This window comes from Paenibacillus glycanilyticus NBRC 16618 (genome assembly GCF_004000805.1).
Classification (GTDB): domain Bacteria; phylum Bacillota; class Bacilli; order Paenibacillales; family Paenibacillaceae; genus Pristimantibacillus; species Pristimantibacillus glycanilyticus.
This window is the reverse complement of sequence record NZ_BILY01000043.1, coordinates 22,395-37,327: the sequence shown is the minus strand read 5'-3', so window position 1 is coordinate 37,327 and position 14,933 is coordinate 22,395. Positions and strand designations below refer to the sequence as shown.

Here is a 14,933-nt window from a genome sequence, read left to right as displayed (position 1 = left end):
GAAAGGAGATGCACTATGTTTAAAGAATTTTGGGATTTCCTGATGAATGACTTTTTCATCACCGGCGATCCGCTCATCCTGGGTGCCCAGGTTTCCATTGGTCTTTCCATGGTAGCGATCGTCATTGCTCTGACTTACTTTAAAAAATGGCGCTGGTTGTGGACCGAATGGCTGACAACCGTCGATCATAAAAAAATCGGTATTATGTACGTTATCGCAGCGCTTCTCATGCTGTTCCGCGGGGGCGTAGACGCCCTTCTGATCCGTACTCAGCTTGCCGTTCCGCAATTAGAGTTCCTGCATGCAGGCCACTATAATGCGATCTTTACAACCCACGGCGTTATCATGATCTTGTTCATGGCGATGCCTCTCATGTTCGGTTTATTCAATATCGTTGTGCCGCTCCAGATAGGCGCGCGCGACGTAGCGTTCCCTTACCTGAACTCTCTCAGCTTCTGGCTCTTCTTCTTTGGCGCCATGCTGTTCAACGTATCGTTCGTTATCGGGGGTTCGCCTGATGCGGGCTGGCTGGCTTATCCGCCGCTGTCCGAGCTTTCCGGCAGTCCTGGTCTCGGCCAAGACTTCTATATTTGGGGTATTCAGATCTCCGGTATCGGTTCCCTTGCGTCCGGTATCAACTTCGTTGTCACCATCCTGAAGATGCGCGCGCCGGGCATGAAGCTGATGCAAATGCCGATGTTCACCTGGTCCGTATTGTCGTCTTCGATTACGATCATGTTCGCATTCCCGATTCTGACGGTTACGCTGTTCCTTCTGTTCATCGACCGTTACTTGGGCGCTCATTTCTTCACGCTTGACGGCGGGGGCAACCCGATGATGTACGTCAACTTAATATGGATGTGGGGTCACCCGGAAGTATATATCGTTATTTTGCCGGCCTTCGGGGTATTCTCGGATGTCGTATCCACCTTCTCGAAGAAAAAACTGTTCGGCTACAAATCCATGGTATTCGCTCTTATGTCGATCAGCTTCTTCTCGTTCTTTACTTGGCTTCACCACTTCTTCACCATGGGCTCCGGCGCCGACGTCAACGCGTTCTTCGCGGTTACGACGATGCTCATTGCCATACCGACCGGTGTAAAAGTGTTCAACTGGCTGTTTACGATGTTCCGAGGAAGGATCACCTTCAGCCAGCCAATGCTCTGGACCATTGCCTTTATACCGTGTTTCGTCGTCGGCGGTATGACGGGGGTTATGCTCTCGGTTGCGCCTGCTGACTTCCAGTTCCATAACAGTTACTTCCTGATTGCGCACTTCCACCAAGTGCTCATCGGCGGCGTTGTATTTGGTTACTTCGCAGGCCTGTACTACTGGTGGCCGAAAATGTTCGGCTTCAAGCTGCATGACGGCCTTGGCAAATGGGCTTTCTGGCTGTGGAATATCGGCTTCTATGTCTGCTTCATGCCGCAGTACGCGCTTGGTCTGATGGGTATGACGCGTCGTTTCAACGAATACAACTTCGACCTTGGCTGGCAGCCGCTTAACATCGTTTCGACGGTGGGCGCCTTCATCATGGGTCTGGGCTTTATTTTCCAAGTGTGGCAAATCGCGCACAGCATCAAGTTCCTGAAGAAAGAAAAATCCGGAGACGCATGGGGCGAAGGCCGTACGCTCGAATGGTCGATTCCATCGCCGGCTCCAATGTACAACTTCGCGCATCTTCCCGAGGTTACAAGCTCGGATGAATGGTGGGAAGAGAAACAGCGCCGTGCGAAAGGTATTCAGCCTAAAGCGCCTGGTCCGCTGGAACCGATTCATATGCCGAAAAACTCGGGTATTCCGTTCATTATGTCTGTGTTCTTCTTCATCGCCGGCTTTGGCTTTGTATGGCACTGGACTTGGATGATTGTTCCTGGCCTGATCGGCGTTGCTTGCTGCCTGTTCGCCCGTTCCTTCGATTACGACCCGGATTATTACATTCCGGTTGACGAGATTGAACGTACGGAAGCAGCATTAAAGGGGGTACGGTAAATGGCACACACAGTGACGCCTCATGGCGGCCATGGTCATAACGATCACGGCCACCATGATGATCATCACGATCATGAATCGATTAAGGTTCTTGGCTTCTGGATGTTTCTTATAACCGACGTTATCTTGTTCGGTACGCTGTTCGCGACGTTCTCCGTCCTGCACAACAGCACAAACGGCGGTCCTACGCCGCATGAGATGTTCGAAATGCCTGGCGTAATCGCCGAAACGTTTATCTTGTTAACATCAAGCTTTACCAGCGGTATCGCTGTTCTTCAAATGCATAAGGGTAACAAAAAAGGCCTGATCGGCTGGCTGATCATTACGGCCCTTCTCGGCGCATCGTTTATTTTCCTTGAAGTATCCGAGTTTATCAAAATGGTCGACGAAGGCGTTACGATCGGTACAAGCGGTTACTGGTCCGCATTCTTCACCTTGGTAGGAACTCACGGACTTCACGTTTCGGTTGGTCTTTGCTGGATGGTCGGCCTGATGATTCAGATCGGCAAACACGGTATCAATTCGGTTACCAAACGCAAAGTTACCATTGTAAGCTTGTACTGGCACTTTCTTGACGTTGTGTGGATCTTCGTCCTCACGGTCGTTTACTTGATGGGGGTGATGTAGGATGGCCAACCATAACACGCATGGACACGGGCATGACGAGCATGAATCCCATGGCTCGATGAAATCCTATGTCATCGGTTTTGTTATCTCCATTGTGCTTACGATTCTGCCGCTTGTTGTCGTATTGAACGATTTGATGGACAAAACGCCAACTTTGATCTTTATTCTGATCATGGCGGTATTGCAGTTCGTCGTTCAGCTCTTCTTCTTCATGCATCTTCGCGAAGAGAAGAAGCCGCGTTACAACGTCATGGCGCTTATCTTCGGTCTTGTCATCCTGGTCACGATTATTGCAGGCTCGATCTGGATTATGGCTTACAACACCGTAGGTTAAAAAGCAAGAAGCCCGGGTCTTCTCCTTCGAGAAGCACCCGGGCTTTTTTTCGTTCCGAACGCTATGGTATGATTACGTATAGAACGATAGGACAACACCCTCAGAGGAGGCATTCTTACGATGTTTAAACGCAATATGCGTCTGCCTGTGCTTGTACTGCTTACGGCAGCGCTGCTGCTCGTCATTGCCGGCTGCGGCGGCGGCAGCAAGACCAGCTCCAACCATAACGCCACAAGCGGCTCCGGGGCCGCTAACGCAACGGCAACGCCGGAAGCAACAGAGCCGCCTCAGCCGGACAAGCTGCTTGGCTCCGACAAGCATCCGGTCGTGACGGTCGAGATGGATAACGGAAAGACCTTCAAGGTTGAGCTGTACCCGGAGATTGCTCCAAATACCGTCAACAACTTCGTATCGCTTGTGAAAAAAGGCTTCTATGACGGCACGATCTTCCATCGCGTCATCCCCGGCTTTATGATTCAGGGCGGCGATCCCGAAGGCACGGGCATGGGAGGCCCTGGCTACGGCATTAAGGGCGAGTTCATGAGCAACGGCTTCCAGAACGATCTGCTCCATACGCGCGGCGTCATTTCCATGGCACGCTCCGGAGATCCCGATTCCGCAGGCTCCCAGTTCTTCGTCATGGTTGCCGATGCACCGTCGCTCGACGGCGATTACGCGGCATTTGGCAAAGTAACCGAAGGCATGGACACGGTGGATGAGATCGTCAACCAGGAAACCGAGAAGACGGGCGAAGGCTCCCGTCCGGTTAAGCCGATGGCGATTAAGAAAGCGACTGTCGATACAAAAGGCATGACCTTTGCCGAGCCTGAAAAGGTGAATAAATGATAGAAGGCAGTTCCTCGCAACAAATGAGGAACTGCCTTTTTTCAACCGTATTAGAAACCCCGCTTCTCTACCTCTATCTCCTGCGGCAGAACAAGCGTCAGCTCCTGATTGATGTTCTCCGAACCAATAGATCCATCCTTATGCTCGAAGCTATTAATAAGTACGTACATGGTGCTGCCTACTGTGCTGGTGGCAACCATCCTCTCCGGCTGCTTGAGCGGCTTGGGCGCCCAGTACTGCACTTGCCCGAGAAGCTGCACGGCGCGAACCTCTCCTTGGTCGAGCTGGATCGGACGAAGCGACTGCACGACAATCTTCTTGATACCGTCCGGTACCTTTACCGGATCCGATTGAACGATAGCCGTACGCTCCGTCATTTGCAGCTGATCCCGTACTTCCCCAAGCAATCCCGTCGAAGTAAAAGACGCCATAAGCAGGCTGCCCGCCCCGATAACCGCCACATAGAACATACTCATCCAGTCGTAACGCATAACCGGCCGTTCCTTCCCCGACAGCTTGAGGTGAAGGAGAAGCTCCGCTCCAAGCAGGATAAATACGACGGGCGCTACCCATAGCAGCGTATTCAGCGCATCTGTACCGCTCCAAATCGATATGGCAATGGAAACACCGATCAGGAGCAGCGTAATGCCCATAGACAGCGAACCTACCCGCCATTCTCTCATCGGTCTCCCTCCTCTTCTCTCATCATCTCCGCGGGATGAGGCGGAAGAGGAGCCGGTGCCGAGTAGGATTTTCTGCTGCCGCTGCCGAACACTAGCCGGAAACCGAGAGCAATCATCAGGAAAGCGACGATCGCGGTTGGCAGATTATATTTCAATTTTACATACTCCGCATAGATTCCCGGCCATGTCTGCGAGATATAGCCGCCCATTACCCGGTCACCCAAATAATAAATGCCGAGCAGCAAAAGGCCAATCCCGATCCACTTCTGATAAGGAGCAAGCTGAGCGACTACCGCTTCGTCATGAAGCTCGCCTCTTTCGTATCGCGACATCTGCTGCATGGAGTCGAAGAAGGCATAGAACCAGAGCAGCGGCATCAGGAACAAGAAAATCGACAGCCGCAGAGAATCCATCAAATAGATAGCGATAAGAAAACCGCCCATCAGCTGAAGGCCCCGCTTCTGCAAGCCCAAATACAGATGCCCCGCTCCCGGGAAAAGCGACAGGATTGCGGCAAGCACTTTATTTTTCCGGCCGGTTCCCATATGGTTCTCGATCTCCTCGAACAGCGGACGGTCGCTAAGCTCCTCTCCGCGCTGCTTCCTGTGAAGCTGCTGAATCGCATCAAAGATGCTGTAAATCCAGATCACCGGCAGCCCCAGCAGAAATACCAGAAAAGCGGCGGTATTCGTCACGACACCGATAAATACCACAACCGCGAACAGGCCAAGGAAAGCAACCAGGAATGTAATGCCGCGCTGCATGAGGCCAAGCGACATATGGCCAAGACCCGGTATAAGCGAGAGCATGACGGTGCTTGTCTTTTCCCGCTGCTGCTCGTATGCCATGTAACCCGGATCAAACGGGATATCTCCCCGCTCGCTGTAAGGCGCCGCAGGCGGCTTTGGAGACAGCAGCGTCACGACCATATCGATCATATTAATTAGCCAGCTGAGAGCGGCCGTGAATAAGAAGAAGAGGCCAATATCCCCTCCGTCCCCGGATTGCACAGCAATAAACAAAAGCATTAAGGAGCCAAAGAACCCTCCTCCATACAGCAGGCAGCGAAACGGGCGCCCCAGATAGGCATGCCCGACGCCCGGAATAAAGGACAGCAATAAAGCGACTATCGGATTTTTTGACATTTCGTCTTTCCTCTCCCCCATCATCATTCTTCCTTATTTAAAACGGTCATTCTCCAGCTTATCGAACCAGGAGGAGGTACGCGTGACCATCCGGTCGGACCACGTTGGACCTTGCGGCGGTTGTTCGGCGTCCTTCTCGATGGTTTGCTCTGTATTGGCGGAATGGGAGTCCATCTCCCCCAGCTTAGCCGAAAGCCCGCTAAACGTCCCTGTGCCAAGCAACAGCAGCGTAATGGCCGCTGCGGCGGTAAAGTGAACAACGGGACGCTGAAGGAAAGACTGGCGGCGGGCAGGCTCCGCCCGCATAACCGGATTCTTTCTTGCCGACTCGGCGAGCAGAATACCGACAACCCGCTTCCCCAGCTTTTTCATATCCGGAATGACGGCCCTTGCCTCCGCCGTTCCATCAGATGCCGGATCCGATTCCCGAGCCTCCGATGCCTCTATCGCATTCATAAAAAGCACCATACACGGCTCGCATGCCGCGATATGCAGCTCGATCTCCTCCCGCTTAGGTTCAGCGAGTTCATCATGGATATAAGCGGTCATGTCTGCCGCCGTCACATGTTCCTTCCACTCCTGCTCATTCATTCGAAGTCCTCCTTCCGCCAATGCCGCTTGATCCAGTTACGTGCCCGGTAGAGCCTCGACTCAACGCTTTTTTTCTCAAGTCCGGTCTGAACCGCGATCTCCTCGTACGATTTGTTCTCCATATAATAAGCGGTCACGACTTCCCGATAATTGTCCGGCAGCTGCTCCACCTGCTCGCGCACCTGCCGCTGCTCTTCGCGGTCTATAACCGCCGTCTCAACGGCCAGCCCGCGTTCCGTAATCATCCCTTCCGCCTCAAGCCCCGTCAAGCTGCCCACCAGCTCCTCGGGCTTGCGCATCCGGCTTCTCTTCCAATCAATCGCCTTATTGACGGCTATGCGGGTAATCCACGTCTTGAAGCCGTCCATTCGGAACTCCGGGAGGGAGCGATAGATTTGCAGCAGCGCTTCCTGCGTCACGTCCTCCGCATCATGCGGCGAACGGATAACAGCAAACACGGTTCGATAGATATAAGGCCCATATTCGTCTACAAAAATCTGAAACGCCGCAGGACCGCCGTTCTTGATGGCCGTGATCCATTGTTCGTCTTGTATCTCGCTCTCCTCCCTTCCCGTTATAATAGACGACAGCTGCGCTCTCCATCCCTGCGCATGCTTCAAAAAAAGTTTTCAAGAAAAAAACCGGGGATCGCGCGGCCATCCGCCTTGCGATCCCCGGTTATTGAATTCATTGCTTACGCCAAAGCTTCCTTAAGCTCTTCCGGCGAATTATTCCACCATTCTTCATTATGTTCGGCCAGAAGCTTGCGGTAAGCCGCTTTCTCTTCCGCATCCAGCTCTTCAAGCTTGTACTTGCGTTTAATCGCGGCATCCAGCTTGTTCACGTGATCGGCGAGAATTTTCCAGCCGCGGCGCGCTTCGGTATCGATCCACATCTCGCAGGCCGTAGCCCCAGCATAATATGAACCTGTCTCGCCCCGCTCCACGGCAGTCCATACGATCCAGCATTTGCGGCCGTTCGGGCAGTCTTCTTTATTCGGACTGAACTTGATGCCCCGCTCCACCTTGCTCTTCGCATGCATCGCCCCGTCATCGATATAGGCTACGCCATTATCAATAATAACGCAGGATACTGCGCTTAAATCTATCGTTCCGGCTCCAAAGCCTTTATGTTGTTTGTTGCTGACTACGTTAAGAGAGAGGGACTTCTTCTCTTTTTTTTCCGGCTCTGCCGGCTGTCCTTGCTGTTCCGTCATCGCTCTTCCACCTTCCCCGTACAATAATTCCATTTTAGCTAATAATCCGCGAAAAGCAAACATATACATGCTGTAGATGCTTGTCACGGGAGGGAATTGTATCATGTCTCCACGCTACGTCAAACGATTGTTGCTGTTTACGCTTACCGCCGTCCTGCTCGGCCTCTCCATCCAGCAGGGCTTCGGCCGCGCTTGGCAATCCCAATATACCTATGCTCTCGCCCCTGCCGCCAAAGCAGCGACCGATTCTGCGCCAAAATCGGCCAAGCCGCCTGCCTCGTCCCAACCTGACAACGTGGCTCCGAAACCGCAGGCGCTTAGCAAGCGAATCACCGAGTACCATATCAACGTATCGCTTCGCGACGATATCCGGTATCTCGACGGCCAGCAGACCGTCACCTGGACGAACCCCGGCAAAAAGACGGTGTCCGAGCTGTATTTCCACCTCTATCCGAACGCCTTCATGTCGGACAAAACCACGTTTATGAAGGAATCCGGCGGAAAGCTGCGCTCGGATAAAGCAACCGAAGCAAGCCAGGGCTATATGAAGCTGCTTACGCTGGAAACGACGGAAGGGGAAAGCCTGCTTCCGCGGCTGCATTATGTTCAGCCCGATGACAACAATCCGAATGACTTTACGCTGGCCAAGCTTAAACTGCCCGAACCGGTTGCCCCCGGCAAGTCGGTTACCCTCGAGATGGGCTTTGAGGTGAAGCTGCCCGAAGTATTCGCGCGCATGGGCTACTCCGGCAATTACGTGATGGCTGGCCAATGGTTTCCTAAGCTGGCCGTGTACGAGACAGCGGGGACAAGAGGCCGCACCACAGAAGGCTGGAACACGCATCAGTACCACGGCAACTCCGAGTTTTACAGCGACTTCGGCATTTATTCCGTCCGCATTCAAGTGCCGGAATCCTATACCGTTGCAGCAACGGGCTTTCAGACGAAGGCAGTAGAGAAAAAGGGCAACCGGGCGTTCTATCAGTTCTACGCCGATGACGTGCATGATTTCGCCTGGGCCGCCTCTCCCGACTTTATCTATTATGAAGACACGTTATCCGGCCCCGGCATTCCGGGTGTGCGCATTAAGCTGTATCTGGATCCCGCACATGAGGAATTGAAGGACCGGTATATGCATGCCGCCAAATCCGCGCTCTCCAAGTATGGGCAATGGTATGGCGAGTATCCGTACTCGACCTTATCGGTTGTAGTCCCTCCCAAAGGAGCTAATGGCTCCGGCGGAATGGAGTATCCGACACTCGTCACGGCTTTCGCCGCCGAGACGGACAATCCGGGCTACAGTCTCGAGAGGACCGTTGTGCATGAGGTCGGGCATCAATACTGGTACGGCATGGTAGCCTCTAATGAATTCGAAGAAGCCTGGCTCGACGAAGGCTTTACGAGCTATGCGGAAGACAAGGTTATGGCCAGCGAATACGGCATCGAAGCCAACCTGCCGCTGGAAGCGAGCTATATGACGGCCCCCGCTCCGCTCAAGCAGCCATCCTGGGCATATCCGAGCAATAACGTCTATGCCGAGAATGTGTACATGCGGGCAAAGCTTGTGCTGATTGGCATCGAGAAGCAGGTCGGCGAGAAAATGATGCAGAAGATTATGCGAACCTACTTCCAGAAATATAAGTTCAAGCATCCAACCACCACCGACTTCCAGCGAGTTGTCGAGCAGGTTACCAAACAAAAGTGGGCCAATTACTTCGACCAATATGTCTACGGCAATCAGATGGCGGACGTATCCGTAGAGTCCATTACTGTCCATCCGGTCGAGCAGGATGGAACGCGGATGTATGAATCGGTTGTCTCTCTTCAGCGCAACGGCGGCTATAACGGTACGGTTCCGATTGTCCTGAAGTTCAAGGACGGCACCATTGTTCCGAAGTCCTGGGATCCGACGGAGGCTCAAATTCAGTACAAAGTTGTCCATAGCTCCCCGCTCGAATGGGTGGCTGTCGATCCGCAGCATACAAACGTGCTCGACAATAAGCATATCAACGACTATATGAAGGCCGATTTATCCGAGGTCACGCGTACCCGTTGGAGTCTTGGGGCTTCCAACGTCATTCAAGGTCTGCTCGGATTACTGGGCTGGTGAGAAAACCTCTATCGAAGAATTCGAAGAAGAGCGACCGCGTCTAGAGGTAGGTTATGTGGTAGCTAAGAATTGCTTCGCCATTTTAGGAGGATTAGCCATGAAAAATCATATGAGGCAAGGCTGGCGGCTTACGATCAAGCACTTCTATATCGTTATTCTGCTATTCCTGTACCAGCTGCTGTGGGGATTCTTCCTATACCGGTTTATCGATTCGGTAGTTGCGCCGCTGCTGCGGCGGTTCCCGGATCACTCCCCGTCCAAAGCGGCCGTCCAGCTATTTTTGAGCGAAGCGCAGTTCCAGATTATGAAGACGGACCTGCTTACTCCGTACCTGTGGCTGCTTGGCGGCTTATTCGCCGCAAGAATGCTGCTCTCTCCGCTGTTTAACGCGGGGCTCCTCTACTCCCTGCAGCATGCGACCGATGCGGGAGGAACGCAGTTCCTGCAAGGTATCCGCCGGGCATGGAAGCCGGTTACCCTACTGTACTGGATCGAGACGATTCTTGCTCTTGCTCCCGCATGGTGGCTGGCGCCAAAGGGGCTTGAGGCTCTGCTTCACAGCCGCTCGATCGGAGCCTTGCTGCAGCAGACCCTTCCTGCCGTAGGTGGCTGGCTGTTATGGGGCATCCTGCTCCATCTGCTGTTCCTGGCCATGCAGCTCGGGGCAACGAGCGGCAAGACCGGCGGCATTTTCCAATCTCTTGGCACAGCAGTCAAGCATCTTCTGCCTTTTGCCGGATTATCGCTTCTCATGTGGGCGATCGGCTCGGGAATCGGATTGTTTGTCAGCGGCTTCTCCCTCGTATGGGCCGGCTTTATCGCCCTTCTTGTCCACCAAGGCTATCATCTTGTCCGTACCCTTATGAAAGTATGGACTCTAGCCTCCCAATACGACATTTTAAGATCAAAGGAAGTTTAAAATTTTCTCATAATTATAGAAGCAGCCCGCCCTGCGACCTAGTCGCAGCGCGGGTTTTTCGCGTTTTTTCGGGCTCGCTCGTCCGCCATTCTCCAAATAAATCAACATATCGGCTAGCAAAACCACATAGTAAAGAGTTAGTAAATCTTTATAGTGCTTCTCTGCTAGTCTGCGCGCCCTACATGAAGACTATTAACCGCAGGATACAAGCTTTTCCGCTTCCATTAGTCAAAAGGTTGCATGAGAATTATTAGAAATTGCCGTATAGAGGAGGAGATAAACGAAAATTACCGAATAGTTACCAAGTACATAAAACAAACTGCCTAATTCCTTGTACTGGAAACGGGGGAACCACCTCTGGGTGAATTGACTTCGACGTCCGAATGATTCTATCGGCGCCCGAGAAGTCATAGGGATCCTTCAACCGAACCCCACAGCTAACCTCGTCGGCATTGGAAGGAGCTTTACCGCTTTGAAAAAGGTTACAGCACTACTCCTTGGACTTGCGCTAATGCTGGCTTTTCAGGCTGGAAGCGTTTTCGCAGACTCCAAAATGGACGGCATTGTCAGCAACTTGATTGGCACGCCGTACGTTGCAGGTGGAACATCCACGAAAGGATTCGACTGCTCCGGATTTACTTCTTACGTTTTCGACAAAATGGGCATCGATCTTCCTCGTACATCCACTTCGCAATCTGAAACAGGTAAGAAGATCGCAAAAAGCGATCTAGTGGCCGGAGATCTCGTGTTCTTCAACACGAACGGTCGTGGTGTATCTCATGTCGGCATTTATGTAGGAGATGGCAAGTTTGCTCATGCATCGTCCAGCAAGGGCGTTACGATAAGCAACCTTAGTGACTCTTATTATGTCAACCGGTATGTGACTGCTCGACGTGTCATGGACCCTAGCACTTTTGATAAATATGCCGACGAACAATAGAATCAAGCAGCCGCTTCCATCGGGGCGGATTGGCAGGATTCCTACAATAAAGCCGCATGCAGCTTGTCCCACCGGACAAACCGCATGCGGCTTTATTGTTTCCCGCTACTCTATTCAGGCAGCTGCCGTCTGCTGCTTCCGGCCGAGCGCCAGCATCGCAAGCAATACGACAAACATTGCAATTAGGAAAGCTCCAAGAATCCAGACCGTGCGGTCCGCACCATAGTTGTCCATCATCCATCCCGTCAGCTTCGGGAAGATCGCCCCGCCTACGCCTCCGCAAGCGACAAGCAGACTGGTTGTCCGCTCGGTCATCCCCGGAATTAATCCGTTTGCGAATACGAGAGCAATCCCGAATACGCCGGAGAAGAACAATCCGCTTAGTCCGACAAGAACCATCATGCCGCTTAACTGCCCAACGGCCCCCATCGCAAGAATAACGACGCAGGCTCCGGCAATTGCAACAAACAGATAGCGCATGTATCCGACACGATCCGCCAGCCGTCCGGCGAACAGACGCCCCAGGATCATCGTGCCCCAGAACAGGCTAAGCGAAGAAGGAGCATTCGCCTCCGACATGCCGGAGCGTTCGATCATAATGGAAGGCAGATAATTGGAGAAGCTCATTTCCACGCCAACATAGAGGACGAAAAATAACGCCGACAGCAGCAGGAACGGAAGCGAAGCTCTCTTATAACCGAACCATCCTTGTGGACGCGGTTCGCCAGCTTCCCGCTCCGCCGACGCCTTCTTCCCTCTGGCATGAAAACCGATCTTGTCGTCGATTGGCCCAAACGAGATCGTCATCCATAGGATAAAGGTAATGCCGGCTAGTGCCGAGAGTATCGGGAAAGATAATTGCCATACATCGTATCGGATCAATATACTTGCCATCGTTGGCATCAGGAAAGCGCCGATTCCAAAGAACGTTTCCAGCTTGGTCATCGCGTTGGCCTTGCCGCTTTCTTCCGCCAGATCAATGACCATGGCACCAATGACGGATTCCGTCATGCCAAAGCCGAACCCGGCAAACAAGGCGATGAACAGCATCAGTCCCCAGGAGTGGGGAGTAAGGCTGTAAGCCGCTTCGCCAAGCGTCAGGAGACCAAGCGAGAGAAGCACTCCCCCTCTTTTGCCCAGCTTGGACGTAATAAACGGGGACAGCAATACGCCCACCAAAAAACCAAAAAACTGATTCATCATCCATTGCCCGCCGTCGTCATAAGACAAACCGTATTTATCGAGCATCTGCTCCATTACCGACCCGCCCACAACATGAGCTAATCCAATTACGAGATAAGACAAACAGCCAAGCGCTATTAATTTCCGCATCGTAAAAGTTCTCCTTCGTTGTCCTTCGCCAAATCCTCATGAAGTCGATTACCGAAATGTTATAATGGAAAGAAACTTATAGATTCTTATTAATGAGGGTAGATCCATGACTAATTTTACTGATGAGGTACATTATAAACCATCACTGGAGGACATGACTATCCAGCCGATGGAAATCGATCATGCCCGGCAAATCTGCGAATGGCAATACGAATCGCCTTACGATCTTTACCATTGGCCGGCATGGGATACGATGCAAAAGGACGAGATCGAATTCGGCGACCCCGTCCTGCGACGCATGCAATATGCTGCTGTCGTGAATCGCGACCGGGAACTGATCGGGTTCGCCCAATTCTTTCCCATTGTTGGCGTTACCCGCCTCGGTCTCAGCCTTCATCCCGCTTTATGCGGAAGAGGCATCGGCCCCGGCTTTCTGCGGCTGCTGATCCGCGAAGCTCTTCGCCGAGCCCCTCAGAACAGCATTGACCTAGAGGTGCTAACCTGGAACACGCGGGCCATTCGCGCTTACGAACGGGCCGGCTTTGCCATTGAAGACACGTATGTAAGGCCAACGCCGCAAGGGCCGGCCGAGTTCCATTGTATGGTGTACCAGTCTATTCTTTAATATCCCTATAACCGGTAATAATCAGGCGCGGGATCTTTCATATCAACGAACAAAATAATGCCGGGCTTCACCAGTACCGATACCGTCCGGATCCATGCCCTTGAATCCAGATCGGTATAGGCGCGGGAAACCATGGAGCGGCGGTTCTCGTTTAATTGAACGACATTCGGAACGAAATACGGCCGCCAGCTCCAGTTGGCCCCGCAGTATTCGTCCTCCCGCCGCCAGCTTCCGTCTTCTCTTCTCGAATAGTTGGAGGAGATTTGGATGCCGTCTTCGCTGCAAAGGTAGACGCGGATGCTGTTGTTCTCCAGTTCCTGCAGCAGCCGGACGATCCATTCATTATCCTCGTCCTCCAGCTCCTCCAGATGACCAATCCGGTCGATCTTGCCGGACAGCCTGTCCGACAAATAGCTCCAGTAGTTCTCCGAATAGAGCTGCAGCTGGCGGTGCGCCTCCAGTTCTTCTTCCAGCAGGGCCGAAAAACGGGACGGCTCGTCGAACTCCGGCTCGGCCTTCGCGAACAGAAAGCCCTGTACGTACCGGACTCCCGCTTGGATCGCTCTCGCCAAATCCTGCTTGGTCTCCACGCCTTCGGCAAGCAGCGAAGCCCCAAGCTGGTCAGCCAGCGCGGAGAGGGAACGGAGCGTACCCAGATAGCCGTCGTGACTCGCGCTCCGTTTCAGCATATGAATGTCGATTTTCAGAATGTTCGGCTGAATCAGGGCAATCCGATCCATCCCGCTAAAGCCGCTGCCAACATCGTCAATCGCAATCAGACAGCCCTTGGAGCGGTACAAATCGATAATTTCGCGCAGCTCCTCGATCTCGCCGTTAAAGCTTTCTTCCGTAATCTCTATCACGACTCTGCGGGGATCAATCCGATATTTATCCAGCAGAGATAAGGTGTATATCTCCCCTGACTGCACGCCCCGGTGCATCCAGTTCGGCTTCAAATTAATAAACAGCATCGGAGGCTGCGGAATTTCGCCTATTTTCCGAAAAGCCTGTTCACGCAAAATCCGGTCAACCGCGATATGATCTTCGACAGGTACGGAGGCGTCGCAGAAAAACGGCCCCAGACTGCGGACGGCATCGTCCTTGCAGGCTCTCCCCAGCACCTCGTAACCAACCACTTTTCTCGTATCAAGAGCAATGATCGGCTGATAGAAAGCAGACAGCTGCTCGCCATCCAGCTGCAGCGTCTGCGGTAACGTCGTATTTGATAAGCAATCGTTCGTCACGCTCACGCTCTCCCTTTGTTGCCTTTATGTCAGCCGAATCATACGGGTCACGTTGTCTCCATGCGACACTTCAATGACATGATGCTTCGGATGGTACGTAATCGCTCCTCTGCCAACCTCGATTACCGGCTGCTCGCCAAGCCCGAAGAACACATCGTCGGCAAGCGCCTCCATGACTTCATGCCGGTCGTCCGCCCCAAGCGCCGCCCACTCTTCTTCTTCCATCTCGAAAAACGTGTAGCTTCCTTCTACTTCGCTAACCGCTTCCGTCAGTTCTTTCAATATATCTGCATACTCTCTTGCATGTCTAACTCCCACTATAGGTCAAC

At 52.8% G+C, this 14,933-nt stretch carries 16 protein-coding genes and 1 riboswitch; of the genes, 8 read left to right on the top strand and 8 right to left on the bottom strand.

The window, feature by feature from the left end:
* The first annotated feature begins 15 nt into the window (after positions 1-15).
* The 4 genes from PGL01S_RS25985 (at position 16) to PGL01S_RS25970 (ending at position 3,799) form a co-directional block, all read left to right on the top strand.
* On the top strand, positions 16-1,992 hold the full coding sequence (locus PGL01S_RS25985) for a cbb3-type cytochrome c oxidase subunit I (RefSeq protein ID WP_127497835.1): 1,977 nt from the start codon (positions 16-18) through the stop codon (positions 1,990-1,992).
* Positions 1,993-2,619, top strand: coding sequence for a cytochrome o ubiquinol oxidase subunit III (gene cyoC / locus PGL01S_RS25980; protein ID WP_127497833.1), 627 nt, complete (start codon positions 1,993-1,995; stop codon positions 2,617-2,619).
* 1 nt (position 2,620) lies between these two features.
* Positions 2,621-2,953 carry a cytochrome o ubiquinol oxidase subunit IV gene (gene cyoD / locus PGL01S_RS25975; protein ID WP_127497831.1) on the top strand — a complete coding sequence of 111 codons (333 nt, stop codon included), beginning with the start codon at positions 2,621-2,623 and terminating at the stop codon, positions 2,951-2,953.
* A 120-nt stretch (positions 2,954-3,073) separates the two neighbouring features.
* A complete protein-coding gene (locus tag PGL01S_RS25970) occupies positions 3,074-3,799 on the top strand; it encodes a peptidylprolyl isomerase (RefSeq protein ID WP_127497829.1) in 726 nt (241 codons plus the stop codon).
* A gap of 50 nt (positions 3,800-3,849) precedes the next feature.
* Here the strand turns inward: PGL01S_RS25970 and PGL01S_RS25965 are convergent, their stop codons facing one another.
* From PGL01S_RS25965 to PGL01S_RS25945, 5 genes are all read right to left on the bottom strand, one after another.
* A complete protein-coding gene (locus PGL01S_RS25965) occupies positions 3,850-4,482 on the bottom strand; it encodes a hypothetical protein (RefSeq protein ID WP_127497827.1) in 633 nt (210 codons plus the stop codon).
* The gene (locus tag PGL01S_RS25960) at positions 4,479-5,627 is read right to left on the bottom strand and encodes a hypothetical protein (protein ID WP_127497825.1); all 1,149 of its coding nucleotides are present in this window, start codon (positions 5,625-5,627) and stop codon (positions 4,479-4,481) included. The genes PGL01S_RS25965 and PGL01S_RS25960 overlap by 4 nt, the downstream gene beginning before the upstream one ends.
* Before the next feature lie 33 nt (positions 5,628-5,660).
* Positions 5,661-6,218 (bottom strand): zf-HC2 domain-containing protein, encoded by a 558-nt coding sequence (locus PGL01S_RS25955; RefSeq protein WP_127497823.1) that lies wholly within the window; start codon positions 6,216-6,218, stop codon positions 5,661-5,663.
* Positions 6,215-6,838, bottom strand: a complete 624-nt coding sequence (locus PGL01S_RS25950; protein WP_127497821.1) for an RNA polymerase sigma factor — start codon at positions 6,836-6,838, stop codon at positions 6,215-6,217. The genes PGL01S_RS25955 and PGL01S_RS25950 overlap by 4 nt, the downstream gene beginning before the upstream one ends.
* Before the next feature lie 74 nt (positions 6,839-6,912).
* A complete protein-coding gene (locus PGL01S_RS25945) occupies positions 6,913-7,434 on the bottom strand; it encodes a YwhD family protein (protein ID WP_127497819.1) in 522 nt (173 codons plus the stop codon).
* Between the two features lie 103 nt (positions 7,435-7,537).
* Between PGL01S_RS25945 and PGL01S_RS25940 the strand changes: the two genes are divergently transcribed.
* From PGL01S_RS25940 to PGL01S_RS25930, 3 genes are all read left to right on the top strand, one after another.
* A complete protein-coding gene (locus PGL01S_RS25940) occupies positions 7,538-9,544 on the top strand; it encodes a M1 family metallopeptidase (protein ID WP_127497817.1) in 2,007 nt (668 codons plus the stop codon).
* Positions 9,545-9,641: 97 nt separating this feature from the next.
* Positions 9,642-10,463 carry a hypothetical protein gene (locus PGL01S_RS25935; RefSeq protein WP_127497815.1) on the top strand — a complete coding sequence of 274 codons (822 nt, stop codon included), beginning with the start codon at positions 9,642-9,644 and terminating at the stop codon, positions 10,461-10,463.
* Positions 10,464-10,773: 310 nt separating this feature from the next.
* Positions 10,774-10,930: riboswitch (cyclic di-AMP (ydaO/yuaA leader) on the top strand.
* 5 nt (positions 10,931-10,935) lie between these two features.
* Positions 10,936-11,403: a C40 family peptidase gene (locus PGL01S_RS25930; RefSeq protein WP_012772118.1), complete on the top strand. Its 468-nt coding sequence runs from the start codon at positions 10,936-10,938 to the stop codon at positions 11,401-11,403.
* A gap of 114 nt (positions 11,404-11,517) precedes the next feature.
* Here PGL01S_RS25930 and PGL01S_RS25925 read toward each other — a convergent pair whose 3' ends face one another.
* The gene (locus PGL01S_RS25925) at positions 11,518-12,735 is read right to left on the bottom strand and encodes an MFS transporter (protein WP_127497813.1); all 1,218 of its coding nucleotides are present in this window, start codon (positions 12,733-12,735) and stop codon (positions 11,518-11,520) included.
* A 106-nt stretch (positions 12,736-12,841) separates the two neighbouring features.
* Between PGL01S_RS25925 and PGL01S_RS25920 the strand changes: the two genes are divergently transcribed.
* Positions 12,842-13,360 carry a GNAT family N-acetyltransferase gene (locus PGL01S_RS25920; RefSeq protein ID WP_127497811.1) on the top strand — a complete coding sequence of 173 codons (519 nt, stop codon included), beginning with the start codon at positions 12,842-12,844 and terminating at the stop codon, positions 13,358-13,360.
* Between the two features lie 5 nt (positions 13,361-13,365).
* Here the strand turns inward: PGL01S_RS25920 and PGL01S_RS25915 are convergent, their stop codons facing one another.
* Both PGL01S_RS25915 and PGL01S_RS25910 read right to left on the bottom strand, forming a co-directional pair.
* Positions 13,366-14,604, bottom strand: a complete 1,239-nt coding sequence (locus tag PGL01S_RS25915; RefSeq protein ID WP_127497809.1) for an EAL domain-containing protein — start codon at positions 14,602-14,604, stop codon at positions 13,366-13,368.
* Positions 14,605-14,628: 24 nt separating this feature from the next.
* Entirely contained in the window at positions 14,629-14,922 is a 294-nt protein-coding gene (locus PGL01S_RS25910) for a hypothetical protein (RefSeq protein ID WP_127497807.1), read from the bottom strand.
* Positions 14,923-14,933 lie beyond the last annotated feature (11 nt).

Bases quoted from the DNA above. Each gene is read 5' to 3' on its own strand.
- PGL01S_RS25920 (WP_127497811.1), top strand. From the start codon at position 12,842: ATGACTAATTTTACTGATGAGGTACATTATAAACCATCACTGGAGGAC.
- PGL01S_RS25985 (WP_127497835.1), top strand. From the start codon at position 16: ATGTTTAAAGAATTTTGGGATTTCCTGATGAATGACTTTTTCATCACC.
- PGL01S_RS25935 (WP_127497815.1), top strand. From the start codon at position 9,642: ATGAAAAATCATATGAGGCAAGGCTGGCGGCTTACGATCAAGCACTTC.
- PGL01S_RS25955 (WP_127497823.1), bottom strand. From the start codon at position 6,218: ATGAATGAGCAGGAGTGGAAGGAACATGTGACGGCGGCAGACATGACC.
- cyoD (WP_127497831.1), top strand. From the start codon at position 2,621: ATGGCCAACCATAACACGCATGGACACGGGCATGACGAGCATGAATCC.
- PGL01S_RS25970 (WP_127497829.1), top strand. From the start codon at position 3,074: ATGTTTAAACGCAATATGCGTCTGCCTGTGCTTGTACTGCTTACGGCA.
- PGL01S_RS25965 (WP_127497827.1), bottom strand. From the start codon at position 4,482: ATGAGAGAATGGCGGGTAGGTTCGCTGTCTATGGGCATTACGCTGCTC.
- PGL01S_RS25940 (WP_127497817.1), top strand. From the start codon at position 7,538: ATGTCTCCACGCTACGTCAAACGATTGTTGCTGTTTACGCTTACCGCC.
- PGL01S_RS25945 (WP_127497819.1), bottom strand. From the start codon at position 7,434: ATGACGGAACAGCAAGGACAGCCGGCAGAGCCGGAAAAAAAAGAGAAG.
- PGL01S_RS25960 (WP_127497825.1), bottom strand. From the start codon at position 5,627: ATGTCAAAAAATCCGATAGTCGCTTTATTGCTGTCCTTTATTCCGGGC.
- cyoC (WP_127497833.1), top strand. From the start codon at position 1,993: ATGGCACACACAGTGACGCCTCATGGCGGCCATGGTCATAACGATCAC.
- PGL01S_RS25925 (WP_127497813.1), bottom strand. From the start codon at position 12,735: ATGCGGAAATTAATAGCGCTTGGCTGTTTGTCTTATCTCGTAATTGGA.